The following is a 20836-nucleotide window of genomic DNA, read 5'->3' as shown; positions in this document are numbered from 1 at the left end:
GCGCCGCGCCCCACCGAACCGCCGTCGGCGAGACGAGCCAGCTCACCCACCAGCCCCGCGCGGCCCGACGCCAGCACCACCGCCCGGTGCTCGAACCGGGACCGGGTCGCGGTCAGCGAGTAGGCGACGTCCGGCAACGCCTGGTCGGGGTGGGCCGCGAGGTGGTCGGCGAGCTTTCCGGCCTGGGCACGGAGCGCGTCCGGGGTCCGGCCGGAGACCAGCACGGGCAGGGGCGTGCCGGGGTCGCCGGCCGGGGCGGAGGGGGTCGCCGGGGTGTCCGGGATCCAGGAGGCGAGCACCAGGTGGCAGTTGGTCCCGCCCATGCCGAAGGAGCTGACGCCCGCGACGACCGGCCGCCGCTCCGGGCCGTCCAGCGGCTCGCCCAGCTGCTCGCCCAGCTGCCGTACGGTGCCGTTGACCTCGATGCGCAGGTCCTCCAGCGGGATGCGCGGGTTGGGCGTACGGTAGTTGAGGCTGGGCACGAGCGTGCCGTGCTCCAGGCACAGCGCCGTCTTGATGAGGCCGGCGATGCCGGCCGCGCCCTCCAGGTGCCCGATGTTGGTCTTCACCGAGCCGACGAGCAGCGGGCCGCCGGCCGCGCGGCGCTCGCCGCCGAGGACGGCGCCGAGGGCGGCGGCCTCCACGGGGTCGCCCGCCGGGGTGCCGGTGCCGTGGAGTTCGACGTACCGGACCTCGGCGGGGTCGACTCCGGCCCGCTGGTAGGCGTCGCGCAGCACCGCCTCCTGTCCGGCCGCGCTGGGGGCGGTGAGGGAGGGGCCGCTGCCGTCGTTGTTCACGGCGCCGCCGCGGATCACGCAGCGGATCGGGTCGCCGTCTGCGACCGCCTGGCGCAGCGTCTTCAGGACGACCACGCCGCCGCCCTCGCCGCGCACGTAGCCGTTGGCGCGCTCGTCGAAGGTGTAGGCGCGGCCCTCGGGGGACAGGGCGCCGAACTTCTCGCCGAGCAGGAAGCCGTCGGGCAGCAGGTTGAGGCTGACGCCGCCGGCGAGCGCCACGCCGGTCTCGCCCTTGAGCAGGCTTTCGCAGGCGAGGTGGACGGCGACCAGGGAGGAGGACTGGCCGGAGTCGACGACGAGGCTGGGGCCCTGGAGGCCGAGGGCGTAGGAGACGCGGTTGGCGATGACGCCGCGGCTGACTCCGGCGAGCGTGGCGTTGTTGGCCGCGTCGGGGCCGCCGTCGTGGGCGAGCTTGGCGTAGTCGTCCCAGATGGCGCCGAAGAAGACGCCGGTGCGGCTGTCGCGCAGGGTGCCGGGCAGCAGGCCCGCGTCTTCCAGGGCCTCCCAGGCGAGTTCCAGGGCGAGCCGCTGCTGCGGGTCCGTGGTGGCCGCCTCGCGGGGCGAGATGCCGAAGAAGTCCGGGTCGAACCGGTCGACGTGCTCCAGGAATCCGCCCCTGAACCGCTGTCCCGACGCGAGCAGGTCCGCGCGGTCGGCCGGGGGCTCGGAGAGCGCGTCCCGGCCGTCCCGCAGCAGGCGCCAGAACTCCTCCGCGGTGGCGGCTCCGGGAAGGCGGCACGAAAGGCCCACGACCGCGACCGCGTCGTCGGCGGTTTCGCGGAGTTCCTGGTTCGCGGAAGCGGATGCAGCAGACATCATTTCCCTCTCCCCGAGCACGCGGCGGGATGACCCGGACGTGCACGCGTCATGCTCGAACAGTGGTGCCACGGACAGCGGCGGACGGCCCGCCGGGTTTGCGAACGGCGCCGCACGCCGGCCGGAGGCGTGCGGGCAGGAGCTGGTGACGGTGGAAGGCCGGCGGCGGGCCGGCCGACGGGCGGCGGCGGTGTCCGGCCGGGTACGGGCGGGTGGAGCGGTCTCGCGGGGTCCGCGTTCGCGCCGCACGCCTTCGTGCGCCGCCGTGCGCCCGCGCATGTCCTGGTACGCCCCGGCGGCGGCCGGCCGGCCGGGCGGTTCTCCGGTGCCGGGCCCGCTTTCGGCCGCTCGTCCCGTACGGGCACGGGGTGCTCGTACGGGGCCCCGGCGGAGGGCGGCGCCGGCGCGGCGCCCGCCCACCGGCCCGTCACGTGCCGCCGGTCACCGGTCGGCCCGGGGCTCGACGGGCGTCAGCCGGCCACTCCCGCCTCGACCCGCATCCGGTTGAGCGCCGCCTCTCCGACCCGGGCGCGCAGCTCCGGGTCGGTGACGCCGAGGCCGGGCTCGGGGGACAGACACAGCACGCCGACCTTGCCCTGGTGCCGGTTGAGCTGCACCTGCCGGGTGGCCTCGCCGACCTCCGCGAGCGGGAAGACGGCGGACAGCACCGGGTTGAGGTGGCCGAGCCGGACCAGCCGGTTGCACTCGGTCTGCTCGTGGTAGTTGGCGGCGTGGCTGCCGATGATGCGCTTGAGGTTCATCCACAGGTAGCGGTTGTCGTACAGGTGCTGGTAGCCGGTGCTCGACCCGCAGGTGATGACGGTGCCGCCGCGCCGGGCGACGAACACCGAGATGCCGAAGGTGGCCTTGCCGTTGTTGTCGAAGACGATGTGCGGGTCCTCGCCGACCTCCTGGCGGATGACCCGGCCCAGCTTCTTGCCCTGCTCGACGGCGTCCAGCGTCGAGGCCCCGTCGCCGGTGCCGAGGCCGATCTCGGTGCGGTTGATGACCACGTCGCAGCCCATCTCGCGCAGCACCCGGGCCTTGGACTCCGAGCTGACCACGCCGACGGCGATGCCGCCGCCGTTCTTCACCAGCTGCACGGCGAACGCGCCGAGGCCGCCGGTGGCGCCCCAGATCAGCACCACGTCGCCCTGCTTCATCCGGGCGCCGCGGTCGCTGGCCAGCATGCGGTAGGAGGTGCCGGCGCACAGCGGCGTGCTGGCGGCCTCCTCCCAGGTGAGGTGGGGGGCCTTGGGGAGCAGCTGGCTGGCGCGGACCACGGTGTAGTGGGCGAGGCCGCCGAAGTTGGTCTCGAAGCCCCAGGCGCGCTGGTCGGTGCCGAGCATGCCGTCGGAGTGGGTGGCGGGCTCCTGGTCGTCGACCTGGACCGGGTTGATCACCACCCGGTCGCCGATCTGCCAGCGGCGCACGCCGGCGCCCATGCGTACGATCACGCCGGACGCGTCGGAGCCGAGCACGTGGAACGGCTGGTCGTGGCGCGCGGCGAAACCGCCGGTCTTGCCGATTCGCTTGAGGAAGTTGAAGGTGGGCAGCGGCTCGAAGGTGGCGGACCAGACGGTGTTGTAGTTGATGGAGCTGGCCATCACCGCGACCAGCACCTCGTCGGGTGCCAGTTCGGGCATCGGCACGCCGCTCACCCGCAGGGACTTGCGGACGTCCTTGTCCGTCACGCCCTTGAACATGTCCACGTCTTCAATGCGGGTGTGGGTGGCCGTGTATTCGGCGGGCAGCTTCTCCCGCGCTAGCTCGTCGGGTGTCGCTCCGGAAATCACCGCTTCAGCCAAAGAATCCATTTGACCCCCTCGTCATCGAAAGGCCGCGGCCGTCGAATGGCATGGGGATAATCCATTCCGCACGCGTGCCGAAAAACCTTCTTGGTCGTTCATGGAATGGGCCGCAATAAGCCTGCCTGGCAAATGGGCCGGAATTGGCGAAGAGGACGGGTGGCGGTGCGTCCGTACCTCTGGAAGGGAAAGAGGTAACCGTCCCCCTGGGGCCCGCCTTTCCGGGCTCCGGCGCTGTGGCGTCGGTCATCGGTCAAGCAGGAGCGCGATCACTACTCAACAGTAGGCTCCGGCAACTCCAGGACCAACCCTTAAAGAACCCCTACGGAGTCCTTTCACCCGCCCACCAGGGGTGGCGACTGGGGTTTTCGTGACGACAATGTTTCGGCCCCCGGGAACCGCTGCGCGGTGGCGGTTCCCGCTCGGCGGCGGCGGCTTGATTAGGCACGGGGCGCACAAAGCCGCGACCGCCGACCCCTTACCGCCGCGCGGGCACGCGGGCACGCGGGCACGCGGAAATAAGAGCCCGGCGGTCTGTCTCGGATATGCTACGGGAAGGCAGGGTGGGATACGCCGGCGGCAGGCGGAGGAACCGGCTTGCCGGTTCGGCGCGGCCGGGCTCCCGGAGCAGTGGAAAAGCGGCGGACCGGCGGGTGACAGCGCGTTTACCCGGGATTGACGCACCGGGCGGCGGCCGACGGCTTCCGGCCAGGTGGCCGGGCGGCACGCTCCGCTTCGGACATATCGCACGGCCGGACGGGCCAGTTTAGGGATCGATACGGTAAAATTTCAAGCATGGAAGGGCCTAAGCAGAGTCGCCGTGAGCGGCTTCGGGCGGAGACCGCCGCAGAGATCAAGACGATCGCGCTCAAGCACATGGCCCGCGAGGGCGCCCCCGCCCTGTCGCTACGGGCGATCGCGCGCGAGATGGGAATGACCGCGGGAGCGCTCTACAGCTATTACGACACCCGCGACGACCTGATCACGGCGCTGATCGCCGATGTCTACACCTCGATGGCGGAGCGGCTGGAAGCCGCCCTCGCCCGGGTGGGGCCGGGCGATTCGGCGGGCGCGATCGTCGCGTACGGAGTGGCGTATCGCGAATGGGCGATCGCCAACTCGGAGAAGTTCCAGCTCGTCTACGGCGCTCCGCTGTCCGACTATCACAAACCGGAGAACGGCCCGGCCGTCGAGGCGTCGCACCGCGTGTGCAGGCGGCTCGCGGACCTGGTGGTGGCCGCGGCCCCGGCCATGCTCAGCGGGCCGCCGCCCGCCTACGACTGGGCCGACTTCGGCCCCCGCCTGGCCGCCGACCTCAACGAGACCCACCCCGCCCTGACACCGGATCTGCTGGCGCTCACGCTGCGCATCTGGGGCCGCATGCACGGCCTGGTCATGCTGGAGGTGTACGGGCACCTGCGCGACCTGGCCCGGGAGCCGGCGAAGCTGTTCCGCTCGGAGATGCTCGACCTGGTGGAGTCGCTGGGAATGCCGGTGGAGGGCGCGAGGACCCCGACCGACACGGCCGTCGACGGCTGAGCCTTCCGCACGCGCGGGACGGAGGCGACGCGCACGTCGCCGGGAAATCGGCCTTGGCGGGGCTCCGCGGTGCGCGGTGCCCCGCCAAGGCGGGCCACACGCCCGTGGCGGCGCGGGGGTCGCCGGCCACGAGCGTGGGGGTCTTCGGGGGGAGCGCCCGCCGGGTCAGTCCCCGACGACGGCTCCGTCCACCGGGCTCGGGGTCGCCGGGACGGCGGCCTCGGCGGCCGGCGTCTGCGGGTGGTGCGCCACCTTCAGCGCCAGGGCGGCCAGCACTCCGACGATGGGCAGCACGGCGGCCACGTACCCGGCGTTCTGGAGGCCGTCCACGATGTCGGAGGCGCTCGGCCCCGGCGGGTGGTCGTAGTCCAGGCCGTGGTTGGCGATGGCGACCAGGGCGGCCAGGCCCATGGCGCCGCCGACCTGCTGGGCGGTGGAGACCAGGGCCGAGGCGACGCCCTGCTCGTGCGGGGCCACTCCGGCGCCCGCGCCGGTGAACACGCCGGTGAAGACCATGCCGCCGCCGAAGCCCCACACGATGATGCCCGGCACCAGCGCCCAGAACGAGCCGCCGTCGGACATGCCCAGGACGAGCAGCGCCACGCCGAGCCCGTAGAGGAAGCAGCCCGGTGCGAGCGTCAGGCGCAGGCCGATCTTGTCCAGCAGGATGCTGGAGGCCAGGCCGGCGCCCAGCGAGGTGGCGATCGCGACCGGCAGGAAGGCGAACCCGGCCTTCAGCGGGCTGTATCCGAGCACCGGCTGGAGGTAGGTGGTGTAGATGTAGAACGACGCGGCCAGGGTGCACATGAACAGGAAGGCGATGATCGCCGTCGGCCCCTGCCTGCTGTTGAGGATCAGGCGCAGCGGCGCCAGCGGGTTCCTCACCCGCTGCTCCACCGCGACGAACACCAGGAGCAGCACCACGCCGATGGCGATCGTGCCCAGGCCGCGGAAGGTCGTCCAGCCCTCCTCCGGGCCGCTGACCAGGCCGAGGACGATCAGGGTGGAGCCCGCGGTGCCGAGCACCGCGCCGGGGATGTCGAAGCCGAGGTCCGTGTTGCGCGGCGGGTCGGCGGGCAGCACCAGGGGCGCGGCGACCAGGGCGGCGGCGGCGAGCGGCACGTTGACCAGGAAGACCGCCTCCCAGCCCCAGATGTCCGTCAGCACGCCGCCGAGCAGCGAGCCCGCGGCGAGGCCGGCGCTTCCGGTGGCTCCCCAGATGGCCATGGCGCGGTTGCGCTCGGGGCCCTCGGCGAAGCCGATGAACAGCAGGGCCAGCACGGCCGGGAAGAGCAGCGCGCCGCCGATGCCCTGCACGGCGCGGGCCGCCACCAGCAGGCCGGCGTCGTCGGAGATCCCGCCCACGAGGGAGGAGATCCCGTACAGGGAGATCGCCAGGGTGAAGATGCGGCGCGGCCCGAGCCGGTCGACGGAGCGGCCGCCGAACAGCAGCAGACCACCGAAGCCCACGGCGTAGGCGCTCACGACCCACTGCAACGACTGGGCCGAGAAGTCGAGCCCACTACCGATGTCGGGCAGCGCGACATAGACGATGTTGTAGTCGATAGCGATGATGAACTGCGCGAATGCCAGCAGCGCGAGCATGAGCCCGGCCCGCGGCCGTGGGGGCGCTTGTGTGGTGCCCACAGTCGATGACTCTTTCCATGACGGTCCGTCACCGGCCACTGCTTGGCTGGTGGGTTCGGGGAGCGGCCCGGGGTTCGCCGGCGGCTGCCGAGCCGCGGTCTGTTCAGACGTCACGTCCGTACGGTGTCCGGTTGCCTAGACGCTGCGCAACATTTGAACAGTGTGTAGCTTCTGAACACAGTCTAGAGAGTGAGCGGGGTCGAGTGTCAAGGAGGGTCCGCACGACCGGTGGTGACGGTCACTCACCCGGGTGACGCCCCTCGGGCGCGTACGGCCCCAGGAAGAGGGAAGAGGGCGAGGTCAGCGGGCGTGCGGGCCGGTTACCCGCACACGAAACGGCCGCCGCGCGGGGTGACCGGTCGTCACCCCGCGCGGCGGCCGTGGCGGGTTACGGATCAGGTCCGGCGCGGCACCGGGATCACGTACCGGCTGAAGACCAGCTCCCGCATGACGTCGTCGCCGCCCTCGACGATCGAGACGTAGCGGATGTCGCGGAGCAGCTTTCCGATGGGCGACTCGTGGGTGTACCCGAGCCCGCCGAACATCTCCGAGCCGACACTGGCCACGTCCCAGCCCGCCTGGCCGCAGAACATCTTGGCGGTCAGCGCGGACTTCAGCGTGCCCTGCCGGGCGAAGACGGTGGCCGGGTCCGGTCCGCCCATGATCTGGTCGTAGTCGCGGGCCGCCTTCAGACAGTGGCTCTTCATGACGTCGATCTGCATCTCCATCTGCCCGAGCCGCTGGGCGAACACCGGGCTGTCGAGCAGGGTGCCGTCCCGGAACGGCTTGCTCTTGGCGTAGATCATGCAGTGGTCGCGGATCCGCCGGGCGACGCCGATCGCGGTCGCCGCGATCAGGATCCGGCTGGCGTTCAGGCCGATCTCCAGCAGCCGCAGCCCGGAGCCCGCCAGCAGGTGGGCGGCGGGCACCCGGCAGTGGTCGAGCCGCACCTGGTAGGTGTGCGAGGCGCGCAGGCCGATGACGTCCCACCGCTTCACGATCTCGACCCCGGGCGTGTCCCGGGGCACCAGCACGGCCAGGTACGACTCCGGGTCGTCCGCCGCCCGGGCGACGACGATCAGGAAGTCGGCGAAATCCGTGTTGGTGGAGAAGAACTTCTCCCCTGTGACGACCAGGTCGTCCCCCTCGCGGGAGGCGATCGTCTCGATCTTGTTCAGCTCGCTGCCCGCGGTGCGCTCGCTGCCCAGCGTCGCGCAGAACGAGCCGCGCTCGGCCATGGGCGCCAGGTACGTCGCCTTCAGCTCCTCGGACCCGTACAGCTGCACCATGCTGGTGCCCAGGACCGAGATGAACAGCGTGAACGCCACCCCGGCGTCGCCGTACGCCAGCTCGTTGACGATCTCGACGCTGTCCTCCAGGCCGAACCCGCGGCCGCCGGCCTCCTCGGGCAGCCACCAGTTCGCCAGGCCCGTCTCGCGGAAGGTGTCGTACAGCTCCAGCGGCTTGTCCGCCAGCGCGTCCACCGGTGCGTCGCCGCCGAGCGCGCCCTTGACGAACCGGCGCACGGTCTTCAGATCCTCTGGTTTCATCGTCCCACCCTTCACTCGACGAACGCACGCTTGATGAGGCTTTCGACGTCCATGGCGTCGAACTCCTCGTCCACCTGGTCCGCTGCCTCGTCCTCGCCGTCCTGCTGCTGCTCCGCCTCCGGCGCGTCCTCGGGGAAGAGCAGTTCCCGAAGCCGCCTGGCCAGTGCCGCCGGTGTCGGGTAGTTGAAGATCACCGTCGCCGGGACCTGGATGCCGGTGTCCGCCTTGACCTGGTTGCGGAACTCCACACCGCTGAGGGAGTCGAAGCCGATCTCCTTGAAGCTCAGCTCCGGGTCGATGTCGTCGACGTCCGGGTAGCCGAGCACCGCGGCGGCGGTGGTCAGCAGCAGGTTCAGCAGCTCCTCGATCTGCTCGTCGGGCGACAGGCCCGCCAGCCGCCCGGCGATCGGCGGCTCGGCCCGCTCCTCCTCGACGCGCTCGACGCGCCGGCGCTGCGGCCGGACCAGGCCGCGCAGCAGCGCGGGCACGGTGTCCTGCTGCTGGAGCGCCGCCCGGTCGAGCACCACGGGCACCACGGCCGCCGTGTCCAGGGCGAGTGCGGCGTCGAACAGCGCGGCGCCCTTGTCGGCGGCCAGCGGCACCATGCCGCCGCGCCGGAACCGCGCCAGGTCCACCTCGCTCAGCTCGCCCGCCATGCCCAGCTCCCACGGGCCCCAGGCCAGCGACAGGGCCGGCAGGCCGGCGGCCCGGCGGCGGGCGGCCAGGGCGTCGAGGAAGGCGTTGGCCGCGGCGTAGTTGGCCTGCCCGGCGTTGCCGAGCGTGCCGACGACGGACGAGTACAGGACGAACGCCGACAGGTCGCGGTCCTTCGTCAGCTCGTGCAGGTGCCAGGCGGCGTCGGCCTTCGGCGCGAACACCCCGTCGAGCCGCTGCGGCGTCAGGGACTCCGCGGGGCCGTCGTCGAGCACGCCCGCGAGGTGGACGACCGCGGTCAGCGGCGCGTGCGCCGGTATCCGCGCGATCTGTTCGGCGAGCGCGGCCCGGTCGGACACGTCGCAGGCGGCCTGCGTGACCTCGGCGCCCAGCCTGGCCAGGTCGGCGGCCAGGTCGGCCGCGCCCGGGGCCGCGTCCCCGCGGCGGCTGAGCAGCAGCAGGTGCCGCACCCCGCGCTCGGCCACCAGGTGCCGCGCGAACAGCGCGCCGAGCCCGCCGGTGGCGCCCGTCAGCAGCACCGTGCCGTCGGGGTCCCACGCCGGCCGTTCGACCCGCGCCGTACGGGCCGGGGCCAGCCGCGGCACGTACGCGGTGCCGGAGCGCAGGGCCACCTGCGGCTCGCCGGACAGCTCCAGCGCCGCCAGGGCGCGCGCCGACTCCTCGGTGCCGTCCGTGTCGACCAGGACGAACAGGTCCGGGTGCTCGGCCTGCGCCGACCGCACCAGGCCCCACACGGCCGCGCCGGCCGGGTCGGGGTCCTCGTCCGGGGTGACGGCCACCGCGCCGCGGGTCACGATCACCAGCGGGCCCTGGCCGGACCGCTCGTCGCGCAGCCGCTTCTGCACCAGGGCCAGCGCGTCGTGCGCGGCCCGGCGGGCGGCGGCGGGCACGTCCGGCTCCCCGTCCGCGGCCACGCGCACCAGCTCCCGGCCGTCCGCCGGACGCCCGGAGCCGGCCGCCTCGGCCGACGCCGTCCAGTCCACGGCGTACAGCGAGTCGGTCACCGCGCCGCCGGTCAGCTGCTCGACGGACGCCGGCACGAAGGCCAGCGAGTCGACCGTCAGCACCGGCGCGCCGCCGGGCCCGGTGATCCGCAGCGCCACCTCGTGCTCGCCCCTGCGGGTCACCCGCACCCGCAGGTCCTGGCCGGCGAGCGCGTGCAGGGACACGCCCGACCAGGCGTACGGCAGCAGCGCCTGCCCGGGGTCGATGCCGGTGAACAGCGCCAGCACCGGGTGCAGGGCCGCGTCGAACAGCGCCGGGTGGACGGCGAAGCCCCTGGCGGCGCGCGGGGTGTCCTCCGGCAGCCGGACCTCGCCGTAGACCTCGTCGTCGCCCACGCGCCACAGGGCGCGCAGGCCCTGGAAGGTGCGCCCGTACGCGTAGCCGCGGTCGGCCAGCTCCGGGTAGAAGTCGGCCAGGTCGACCGGCTCGGCCTCCGGCGGCGGCCACGCCTCGGACGCCTCCGGCGCGTCGGGCACCGGGCCCGGCGCGGCGGCCAGGAACCCGGTCGCGTGCCGGGTCCACGGCCCGGCTGCCTGGGACGCCGCGCGGGAGTAGACGCCGATCTCCCGGCGGCCCGCCTCCTCGGGCGCGCCGACGACGATCTGGAGCCGTACGGCGTCGGCGTCGAGCGTCAGGGGCGCCTGAAGGGTCAGCTCCTCCACGCCGCCGCAGCCGGCGCCGTCCACGGCGTGCAGCGCGGCCTCCACGAACGCCGCCCCGGGGAAGACCGTGGCGCCGAAGACGGCGTGGTCGGCCAGCCAGGCGTCGTCGGCGGGCGAGACACGGCCGCTGAGGACCAGCTGGTCGCCGACGGCCAGGTCGGTGGACGCGGCCAGGAACGGGTGGTCCAGGGCGGCCAGGCCCGCGCGGGTGACGTCGCCCTGCGGCGCCGCGGGCAGCGCCCAGTACCGCTGCCGGTCGAACGCGTAGGTGGGCAGGTCCACGCGGTGCCCGGTGACGCCCAGGGCGGTCAGGTAGGCCGCCCAGTCGACGGTCACGCCTGCGACGTGCAGCCGCGCCAGCGCCTCGGCGGCGGCGCGCGCCTCGGGCCGCCCCTTGCGGACGACCGGGACCGCCGGCACGTCCGGCGCGGTGTCGGCCAGGATCTCCTGGGCCATGGCGGACAGCACCCCGTCGGGGCCGGCCTCGACCAGGACCTCGGCGCCGGCCTCCACCGCGGCGCGCACGCCGTCGGCGAACCGCACGGCCTCCCGCACGTGGCGCACCCAGTACTCGGGCTGCTCCAGCGCGCCGTCCTCGGCGATGGCGCCGGTGACGTTGGAGACGACCGCCAGGCGCGGCGGCGCGTACGACACCGACCGGGCCACCTCGCGGAACTCCGCCAGCATGGGCTCCATCAGCGGCGAGTGGAAGGCGTGCGAGACCCGCAGCCGGGTCGTCTTGCGGTCCTCGGCGGCGAGCGCCGCCTCGACCTCGGCGACCGCGTCCTCCTCACCGGAGATCACCGTGGACGTCGGGCCGTTGACGGCGGCGACGGAGACGGTGTCCTCGTAGCCCTCCAGCGCGGCGCGGACCTCGTCCTCCCCGGCCTGTACGGCCACCATGGTGCCGCCCCTGGGCAGGGCCTGCATCAGCCGGCCGCGGGCGGCGACCAGGCGGGCGGCGTCGGCGAGCGAGAACACGCCGGCCACGTGCGCGGCGGCCAGCTCGCCGATGGAGTGCCCGACCAGGACCGCGGGGGTCACGCCCAGCGACTCCAGCAGCCGGTAGGCGGCCACCTCGAAGGCGAACAGCGCGGGCTGCGTCATCGCGGTCTCGTGCAGCAGCCCGGCCCGCTCGGAGTCGGGGTCGGCGGCCACCACCTCGTCGACCGGGTGCTCCAGCAGCGGGTCGAGCGCGGCGCACACCTCGCGCCACGCGCGGGCGAACACCGGGAAGGTCCGCACCAGTTCACGGCTCATGCCCAGCCGCTGGCTGCCCTGCCCGGAGAACAGCACGCCCACGGCCCGCGCGGCCGCCGCGCTGCCGGTGACGACGCCCGCGTGGCGGTCGCCCGCGGTCAGCGCGTCGAGACCGGCCAGCAGTTCCTCGCGTCCGGCGCCCAGCACCACCGCGCGGTGGTCGAAGGCCGTCCGGTCCCTGACGAGGGACCAGGCGACGTCCGCCGCGGCGGGCGCCGGGTCGGCGGCGGCCGCCTCGCGCAGCCGCAGGGCCTGGCCGGTCAGCGCGCGGGCGCCGCGCGCGGACACCAGCCACGGCAGGACGGGCCGCTCCCGCTCGTCGGCCTGCTCCTGGCCGGCCTCGCCGGCCGGGCCCTGGGCGCCGGCCGGGTCCTGCCACGGGTCGCCCTCTTCGAGGATCACGTGCACGTTGGTGCCGCTGATGCCGAACGACGAGACGCCGGCCCGCCGCGGCCGGCCGGTCGGGGCCCACTCCCGCGGCTCTGTCAGCAGGGCCACGGCGCCGGCAGACCAGTCGATGTGGTGCGACGGCTCGTCGGCGTGCAGCGTCCGCGGCAGCACACCGTGCCGCATGGCCATGATCATCTTGATCACGCCGGCGACGCCCGCCGCGGCCTGGGTGTGCCCGATGTTCGACTTCAGCGAGCCCAGCCACAGCGGGTGCTCGCGGCCCTGCCCGTACGTCGCCAGCAGCGCCTGCGCCTCGATCGGGTCGCCCAGCGCGGTGCCGGTACCGTGCGCCTCGACCGCGTCCACGTCCGCCGGGGACAGGCCGCCGCCGGCGAGCGCCTGGCGGATCACCCGCTCCTGCGACGGGCCGTTCGGCGCGGTGAGCCCGTTGCTCTCACCGTCCTGGTTGACGGCGCTGCCGCGCAGCACCGCCAGCACGCGGTGGCCGTTGCGCCGCGCGTCGGACAGCCGCTCCAACACCAGTACGCCCACGCCCTCGGACCAGCCGGTGCCGTCGGCCGCGTCCGAGAACGCCTTGCAGCGGCCGTCGGCGGCGAGCCCGCCCTGCCGCGCGAACTCCGCGAACATGCCGGGCGTCGACATCACGGTCACGCCGCCCGCCAGGGCCAGCGTGCAGCCGCCGGACCGCAGGGACTGGGCCGCCAGGTCCAATGCCACCAGCGACGACGAGCAGGCGGTGTCGACGGTCACCGCGGGCCCTTCCAGGCCCAGGGTGTAGGCGACCCGGCCGGACACCACGCTGGAGGCGGAGCCGGTCAGCGCGTATCCGCCGAGGTTGTCGGGCACGTCGTTCAGCCGCGGGAGGTAGTCCTGGCTCATGGCGCCCAGGAAGACCGCGGTGCGGCTGCCGTGCAGCGCCGCCGGGTCCTGGCCGGCCCGCTCCAGGGCCTCCCACACCGCTTCCAGCACCAGCCGCTGCTGCGGGTCCATGGACAGCGCCTCGCGCGGGCTGATGCGGAAGAAGCCCGCGTCGAAGTCCCCGGCGTCCGCCAGGAACCCGCCCCTGGCGGCGAAGTCGGCGCCGGGCTCCACCTGCCAGCCGCGGTCCTCCGGGAAGCCGGTGATCGCGTCCACGCCCTCGGACACCAGCCGCCACAGGTCCTCGGGAGAGGCCACGCCGCCGGGCAGCCGGCAGCTCATGCCGACGATCGCGACGGGGTCGTCGGCGGCCGCGGCGCCCGCCTCGGGGACGCTGTCGCCGGCCTCGGTCCCGGACAGCTCCTCGCCCAGGTGCCGGACGAGCGCGGTGGGGGTCGGGTAGTCGAAGAGCAGCGAGGTCGGCATCCGCAGGCCGGTCGCGGTGTTCAGCCGGTTGCTCAGCTCCACCGCCGTCACCGAGTCGAAGCCGAGTTCCTTGAACGTGCTGTCGGCCTGGACCAGCTTGGGGTCGGCGTGCCCGAGCACGACCGCCGCCTGGGAGCGGACCAGCGTCCACAGCTCCTGGTCGGTCAGGCCGGCGGGCTTCGCCTGCGCGGGCTCTGCCTCGGGCGCGGCGGCCGTTGCGGCGGCTTTGAAGGTTTCGGGTCGCGGCGCCCACGCCTCGGCGGGCTCCCCGGCGACCCAGTACGGCTGCCGGTCGAAGGCGTACGTGGGCAGCTCCACCCGGCGGGCGCCGGAGAAGAGCGGCCGCCAGTCGACGGCCACGCCCTTGGTGTGCAGTTCGGCCACGGACAGCAGCAGGCGGCGGGCCTCGTCGTCGCCCCTGCGCAGCGTGCCCTGCACCACCGCCGCGTCGCCGACCGTGTCCTGGAGGGCCTGGGTCAGCACCGGGTGCGGGCTGATCTCCACGAACACCCCGTACCCGTCCTCGGCCAGCGCCGCGACGGTCTCCGCCAGCCGCACCGGCCGGCGCAGGTTGCGGTACCAGTACTCGGCGTCCAGCTCGGCGGCGTGCGCCCGGGCGGCGGTGACCGTGGAGTAGAACGCGACGCCGCTGTCGGTCGCCGTGATGCCGTCGCCGACCCGCAGCACCTCCTCGCGGATCGCCTCGACCTGGGCGGAGTGGGACGCGTAGTCCACCGGGATGACCTTGGCGCGCACGCCCCGCGCCTCGTACGCGGCGACGGCCTCGCGCACCGCGTCCACCGCGCCGGCGATGACGACCGCGTTGGGGCCGTTGACGGCCGCGACCGACACCCGGGTCTCGTCCACCTGCTCGGCGGGCAGGGCCACGGAGGCCAGCGTGCCGCGGCCGGACAGGCCCGCGTCGATGGCGCGGCTGCGCCCGACCGACAGGCGCAGCCCGTCGGCCAGCGAGATCAGGCCCGCCGCGCAGGCGGCGGCGATCTCGCCCTGCGAGTGCCCCACGACGGCGTCGGGCAGCACGCCGACCGAGCGCCACACCTCGGCCAGGGACACCATCACCGCGAACAGGGCGGGCTGCACCACGTCCACGCGGGCCAGCGCGGCCTCGTCGCCGAGCACGTCCCGCAGCGACCAGTCGACCAGGCCGTCCAGCAGCCGCTCGCACTCCTCCATCCGCGCGGCGAACACCGGGGAGGACTCCCACAGGCCCCGGGCCATGCCGGTCCACTGCGAGCCCTGGCCCGGGAACACCCACACCACGCCGGAGCCGGCGGCGGCGGTGCCCGCCACGGCCCGCGGCGACGGCTCGCCCGCCGACAGCGCCGACAGGCCGTCCAGCAGCTCGGACCGATCCGCCGCGACCACGACCGCGCGGTGCTTCAGCGCCGACCGGGTGGTCACCGCCGAGTAGCCGACGTCGGCCGGGCGCAGGTCCGGGTCCGACTCCAGCCAGTCCCGCAGCCGCCCGGCCTGGGCCCGCAGCGCCGCCTCGGACCGGGCCGACACCGGCACGGGCACCGGGCCGCGGGACTCGGGTACGGGCGCCTGAGCGGGCGCGGCGGGCGGAGCGGCGACGACGAGGTGGCAGTTCGTGCCTCCGATGCCGAACGAGCTGACCCCGGCGACCCGCGGCCCGTCGGGCCACGGACCCGTGGCGTCGTTCACCCGCAGCCGCCACTCCTCCAGCGGTATCGCGGGGTGGGGCTCGGTGAAGTTGAGGCTCGCCGGGAGCGCGCCGTGCTTCAGCGACAGCGCGACCTTGATCAGCCCGACGACGCCGGCCGCGGCGTCGAGGTGCCCGATGTTCGTCTTCACCGACCCGACGAGCAGCGGCTGCCCGGCGGCGCGGTCCGCGCCGAGCACCGCGCCGAGCGCGCCGGCCTCGACCGGGTCGCCCGCCCGGGTGCCGGTGCCGTGCAGCTCGACGTACCGTACGTCGCCGGGCTCGACCCCGGCCCGGGCGTACGCCTCCCGCAGCAGGGCCTGCTGCGCGTCGCTGTCGGGGACGGTCAGGGCCTGGCCGTCGCCGTCGTGGTTGACCGCGCCGCCGAGCAGCACGCAGTAGACCGGGTCGCCGTCGGCGACCGCGTCCTCAAGGCGCTTGAGGACCACCACGCCGGCGCCCTCGCCGCGGACGAAGCCGTTGGCCCGCGCGTCGAAGGTGTACGAGCGGCAGTCCGGGGACAGCGCGCCGGCCCGCGCGAGGGCCAGCGTGCTCTCCGGCACCAGGTTCAGGTGCACGCCGCCGGCCAGGGCCAGCCCGGTGGCGCCCGACAGCAGGCTCTCGCACGCCATGTGCACGGCGACCAGGGAGGAGGACTGGGCGGTGTCCACCGTCAGGCTCGGCCCGTGGAAGCCCAGTTGGTGCGACACCCGGTTGGCGATCACACCCCGGCTCAGGCCGGCCACCGAGTGGTGGGACACGGCGTCGGGCCCCTGCCGGTGGACGAGCGAGGCGTAGTCGTCGCCCGTGGCGCCCAGGAACACCGCGGTGCGGCTGCCGCGCAGGCTCTCCGGCGCCGCGCACGCGTCCTCCAGCGCCTCCCAGCTGAGTTCGAGCGCCAGGCGCTGGCGCGGGTCCATGACGGCGGCCTCGCGCGGGGAGACGCCGAAGAACCCGGCGTCGAACTCGGCGACGCGGTCCAGGAAGCCGCCCCGCGAGAACGGGGCCAGCTCCGGCACGTCGTACCCCCGGCCGGGCGGCGCGTCGGTGATCGCGTCGGCGCCGCCGTGCAGCAACCGCCAGAAGCCGTGGATGTCCTCCGCACCCGGGACCCGGCACGACATGCCGACGACGGCAACGGCACGCTGATTCATCGGGATTCTCCGTTCCTCTGCATAACTTCCAGGCCTCTCCAGCCCGCCATAGCTTTCTTTTCGTGTCCGGCCCGCCGGCTTCCCGAACGGTCGTTTTCTCACCGAGGCCGGCCCCGCCGTATTCCGCGCCGTCGCAGCGGAATCCGACGAGTGAAATCCGGCCGGCGGGTGCCGAGGACGCGGATATCGCGCCCCGGCCACCCGCGTGCGTTACCGCCCGGCCGATCCGTACGATTCGGTCATTCCTTTTTGCGCTGCTCCCAGCCGCGTCCGATCGTCCGGATCAGCGACGGGTAGACGATCGTGTACCGCAGCGGCAGGATGGCGGCCATATACGCCTTTCCGAGCACTCCGTTGGTCTTCACCAGCACGCCCATCTGCGCGTGGTAGCCGCCGGCGTCGTCACTGACCCAGCCGATGTGCATCAGCGCGTGCACGGTGCTGTTGGCGAGTTCGGACACCCACTCGGTGTCCGTCTGGTACACCGAGGTGAACGGCTTGGTGGGCAGGTCAGGCCCGCGCGGCCCCTCCAGGAGGTCCGCCGGCAGCCGGTCGCGCAGCGACGGCACCCGCTTGTTGACGCCGGTGTCCGGCTTGTCCCAGCCCATGACCCTGCCGATCTGCCAGCGGACGGCGAACAGCGCCCGGGTGGCGGGTGACAGCTGACGGTCCGGCTGGTCGTCGACGGTGGCGAACTGCCGCACCAGCAGCTTCAGGTCGTCGGGACCGCCCGGCGTCGGCAACCGCCACAGATCCTCAAGTTTGAAATCCTGCGCGAACTCGTGAATCCGCCACGGCCGTGAGGTGTACTCGGTCTTCGGGAGCCTCATTCACGGACCTCCATCCTTGCTCGAACCGATGCGAATCGAACCCTACGCTGTCGCGGCGCGGCCTTACCGCACGGGCTCAACTCGACACCGCCGCACGCCGATCCGGCCACCGCACCGGCCGCGGCCACCACCGAGACGGACACGCCGTCGCATATCCACCCCTTTCCGGTCCGGAACACGCCGCGGCCGCCGGCGGTAACGAAAACCGCCGCGGCAGCAGCTGTTCCGGACGTTCGGCGCGTCACGCGCGAGAGCGGCCACAGCCGAAATACGGGACCGCATACCCGTCAGCCGGCGACCAGGTCCACCTTCGCCTTCCGGTTCCGCGGCCGCAGCTCCAGGCGGGTGCCGTGCTCCGGCACGAGGACGACGGTGCGGTTGCGCGGCGTCTCCGGCCTGGGGTCGGGACGGCGCAGCTCACACGCGGTCAGCACCTCGCGCAGCATGGTCTTCGCCTCGAAGATCGCGATCCGGTCGCCGAGGCAGCGGATGTGCCCGCCGCCGAACGGAATCCACGTGTACGAACCGGGCTTGACGTTCAGGAACCGCTCCGGGCGGAACTCGTCCGGCTCCGGGTAGCGGGCCGGGTCGCGGTTGACCAGGTAGCCGCTGGGCCACAGCAGCATGCCGGGCTCGTAGCGCACCCCGCCCACCTCGATCGGCTTCATGACCTCCCGGGGGATGATCTGCGGGGTCGGCGGACGCAGCCGCAGCACCTCGTGCACCACCGCCGTGAGGTAGGCGTCGCTCTCCCCCTCCGCCATCTCGGCCATGACCCGGTCGAGCACCGCCGGCTCGCGGCTGAGGAACTCCAGCGCCCAGCAGATGGCCGCGGCCGTCGTCTCCGTACCGGCCAGGAACATGGTCATCAGCTCGTCGCGCAGTTCCACCCCGCTCAGCGGCGAACCGTCCTCGTTCCGGACGGCGAGGAGCACGGAGAGCATGTCGTCACCGAGGTCGCCCGAGTCCAGGCGCTCCTTGACGGCCTGCGCGATCAGCTCGTCCACCCGCTCACGGGCCTTCAGGAAGTCGTGCACGCCCAGCGGCCGCAGCGCCCGCAGCAGCCGGATCGTCCGCGGCTTCACCCGGTGCAGCATGATCATCGACGCCTTGCGGCGGTTGAAGTCCATCATGTCCATGAGCCCGTCGAACAGCTCCTGCCAGCACGACGGGACCACCTTCCCGAAGACGACCTCGCGGATCACCTCCGTGGTGAACCGGTGGACGTACGGGTGCAGCGAGACGACCTTGTTCCGCGGCCACGACGCGACGGCCTTCCTGGCCAGCGCGGTCGCCGACGTCTCGATGCGCTGGAGGGCGTCGCCCTTCAGGCTCGGCATGAGGGTCTTGCGCCGGGCGGTGTGCTCGTCCTCGTCCTGCCAGGCGAGCCCGGTCTGACCGGTGAACTTCTCGATCACCTCGCTGCCGTTCCCGGTGTGCAGGACGTCGCGCGGCGCCAGGAATATCGTCTTCACCTCGTCCGGGTCCGAGATCGCGTAGATCTCCTTGCCGGGGACGATGTTGATCCGGAACCGGCTGCCGTAGCGCTCGCGGCACTCCGTCATGAACTTCGACGAGTTCCGGAAGTACTTCAGCGCCTGGAGCATCGGGGCCCCCTCGGGACCGCCGAGCGAGGAAGCGGGGACGACGGACTGCTGCGTGGTGAGGGCGGAGTGGTCGACCGGGCACCCGCCGGCGGCGGCCGCGGCCGCCATCTCCTCCGCGGTCACACCCGGCAGGGACGAGCCGGGAGCCGTGTGGGGATTCTCCATGTCTTTCTTCCTTGTCTCGAAACGTAACTCGTCAGGCCCGAAGGTCACTTCGTCCAGGCCGTCGCGGACAGGGGGCCGGCCGCGCCAGGGCAGTGCCTGTCATCGCCTCAGCCACCCTTCGATCGCGTCGGCGGTGGCCGCGGACCCGGCTTCGAGCAGGGCGAAGTGGTCGGCGGCCAGCTCCACCTGGTCGTCGCAGACCTCCCAGGCGGGCCAGTCCGGTGCGGAACCGCTCGCGCCGAGCGGCTCGGCCGCCCGGACCATCAGGGTCGGCGCGGACACGGCCGCGTCGGCACGCCGCTCGCCGAGCAGGCGGGTGTACGTGCCCATGGCCAGCCAGCTCGCGTCGTCGATCTCCACGGCCCGCTGCTCGCGCTCCAGGATCGCGGTCAGCGCCCCGGCGAACACCCGGCCGAACTCCTCCGGCCCGCCCTCGGGCGCGAGGGTGTCGAGCAGGACCACGCCCGCCGGAGCCCGGCCCGCCGCCTCGAACCGGGCGGCCAGGGAGTGCGCGACGACACCGCCCATCGAGTAGCCGACCAGCACGAACGGCTCGTCGCCGACGGCCCGGCGGACCGCGTTCTCCAGAACCTCCAGCGCGGCGTCCCACGACGCGGGCGCCGGCTCGGAGCCGCGGAATCCCGGCAGCGAGCAGACGAGCACGTCCCGCTCCCCGTCGAAGCGGTCGGCCAGCCGCAGGAACTGCTCCGGGCCGGAGCCGACCACGTACACGTAGGAGGGCACGCAGACCAGCTTCGGCCCGCCCTGCCCGGTCGCCAGCCGCACGACGTGGCCGTCGGGCTCCGCCAGTTCGGCGGCCGACGCGAAGGCGGGCCGGAACCGCGACGCCTCGACCAGCCACGGCAGCGCCTGGGCCATCGTGCCCGACGCGGCGGCGTGCCGGAGCAGGGTGCTCAGCGTCCCGGGCGTCCCGGAGACTCCGTGGCCGTTCTGCGGTACGGGCGCGGAACCGGCGCCCCGGCTCCCGGAGGGCGACGCACCGCCGAGGTCCGACAGGAGCTGCCGGGCCACGTTCGCGGGAGTCGGGTGGTCGAAGACGAAGGCGGCGGGCAGCGCCAGGCCGGTCGCCTGGGACAGCCGGTTGCGCAGCTCGACCGCGCTCAGCGAGTCCATCCCCAGGTCCTTGAACGCCCGGTCGGGGTCGACCTCGGCGGCGGAGGCGTGCCCGAGGACCGACGCCACCTGGGCCCGCACCACCTCCAGCACGACCTCCTTCCGCTCGGTCTCCACGACCCCGGCGAGCCGCTGCGCCAGCGAGCCGCCCGCCTGGGCGCGCCGCGCCGGGATCCGCACCAGGCCGCGCAGCAGGGCGGGCAGCAGGCCCGCCCGCGCCTGGCCGCGCAGTACGGCCGCGTCGAGCCGCACCGGCACCAGCAGTGCCGCGCCCGATCCCAGGGCCCGGTCGAACAGCTCCGGGGCCTCCTCGACCGGCAGCGGGCTGACACCCGACTGCTCCGGGCCGGTCCCGGCCGGCTCGCCGGCCCCCGGGTCCCACGCCAGCGACGTACCGGGCAGTCCGGCCGCACGCCGCGCCGCCGCGAGCGCGTCCAGGGCGGCGCCGGCCGCGGCGTGGCCGGCCTGGCCCGGGCCGCCGGTCAGAGCGGCGGCGGAGGAGAACAGGACGAACGCCGCCAGGTCCGTACCCGCCGTCAGCTCGTGCAGGTGCAGCGCCGCGTCCACCTTCGGACCCATCACGCTCGCCACCCGCTCGGCGGTCAGCGACTCCGCCAGGCCGTCGTCCGGCAGGTCCGTCGCGTGAATCACGGCGGTCAGCGGACGGTCAAGGCCCGCCAGAAGCCCGGCAAGCTGGTCGCGGTCGGCCACGTCGCACGCTGCCACCCGGGCCTCGGCGCCCAGCGCC

9 protein-coding genes are annotated in these 20836 nt (G+C 73.9%); 1 reads left to right on the top strand and 8 read right to left on the bottom strand.

Annotated elements, in window-relative coordinates; genetic code table 11:
• The coding region (locus tag RKE29_RS15420; RefSeq protein ID WP_312005953.1) for a polyketide synthase at positions 1-1616 on the bottom strand (1616 nt) is incomplete at its 3' end.
• A gap of 467 nt (positions 1617-2083) precedes the next feature.
• On the bottom strand, positions 2084-3430 hold the full coding sequence (gene ccrA, locus RKE29_RS15415) for a crotonyl-CoA carboxylase/reductase (RefSeq protein ID WP_312005952.1): 1347 nt from the start codon (positions 3428-3430) through the stop codon (positions 2084-2086).
• A 786-nt stretch (positions 3431-4216) separates the two neighbouring features.
• Between ccrA and RKE29_RS15410 the strand changes: the two genes are divergently transcribed.
• Entirely contained in the window at positions 4217-4960 is a 744-nt protein-coding gene (locus tag RKE29_RS15410) for a TetR/AcrR family transcriptional regulator (protein ID WP_312005951.1), read from the top strand.
• Positions 4961-5125: 165 nt separating this feature from the next.
• Here the strand turns inward: RKE29_RS15410 and RKE29_RS15405 are convergent, their stop codons facing one another.
• From RKE29_RS15405 to RKE29_RS15380, 6 genes are all read right to left on the bottom strand, one after another.
• Entirely contained in the window at positions 5126-6607 is a 1482-nt protein-coding gene (locus RKE29_RS15405) for an MFS transporter (RefSeq protein WP_312005950.1), read from the bottom strand.
• A 395-nt stretch (positions 6608-7002) separates the two neighbouring features.
• Positions 7003-8157, bottom strand: coding sequence for an acyl-CoA dehydrogenase family protein (locus tag RKE29_RS15400; RefSeq protein ID WP_312005949.1), 1155 nt, complete (start codon positions 8155-8157; stop codon positions 7003-7005).
• Positions 8158-8168: 11 nt separating this feature from the next.
• Positions 8169-16352, bottom strand: a complete 8184-nt coding sequence (locus RKE29_RS15395) for a type I polyketide synthase (protein ID WP_312005948.1) — start codon at positions 16350-16352, stop codon at positions 8169-8171.
• Positions 16353-16591: 239 nt separating this feature from the next.
• Entirely contained in the window at positions 16592-17182 is a 591-nt protein-coding gene (locus RKE29_RS15390; protein ID WP_312005947.1) for a DUF2867 domain-containing protein, read from the bottom strand.
• A gap of 287 nt (positions 17183-17469) precedes the next feature.
• The gene (locus RKE29_RS15385; RefSeq protein ID WP_312005946.1) at positions 17470-18954 is read right to left on the bottom strand and encodes a cytochrome P450; all 1485 of its coding nucleotides are present in this window, start codon (positions 18952-18954) and stop codon (positions 17470-17472) included.
• 99 nt (positions 18955-19053) lie between these two features.
• Complete coding sequence (locus RKE29_RS15380) at positions 19054-20832, bottom strand: alpha/beta fold hydrolase (RefSeq protein WP_312005954.1); 1779 nt, start codon at positions 20830-20832, stop codon at positions 19054-19056.
• Positions 20833-20836 lie beyond the last annotated feature (4 nt).

The organism is Streptomyces sp. B1866, assembly GCF_031932565.1.
Taxonomy (GTDB): domain Bacteria; phylum Actinomycetota; class Actinomycetes; order Streptomycetales; family Streptomycetaceae; genus Streptomyces.
Note: the sequence above shows the minus strand (reverse complement) of the source record. Positions and strands in the feature narration are given on the sequence as shown.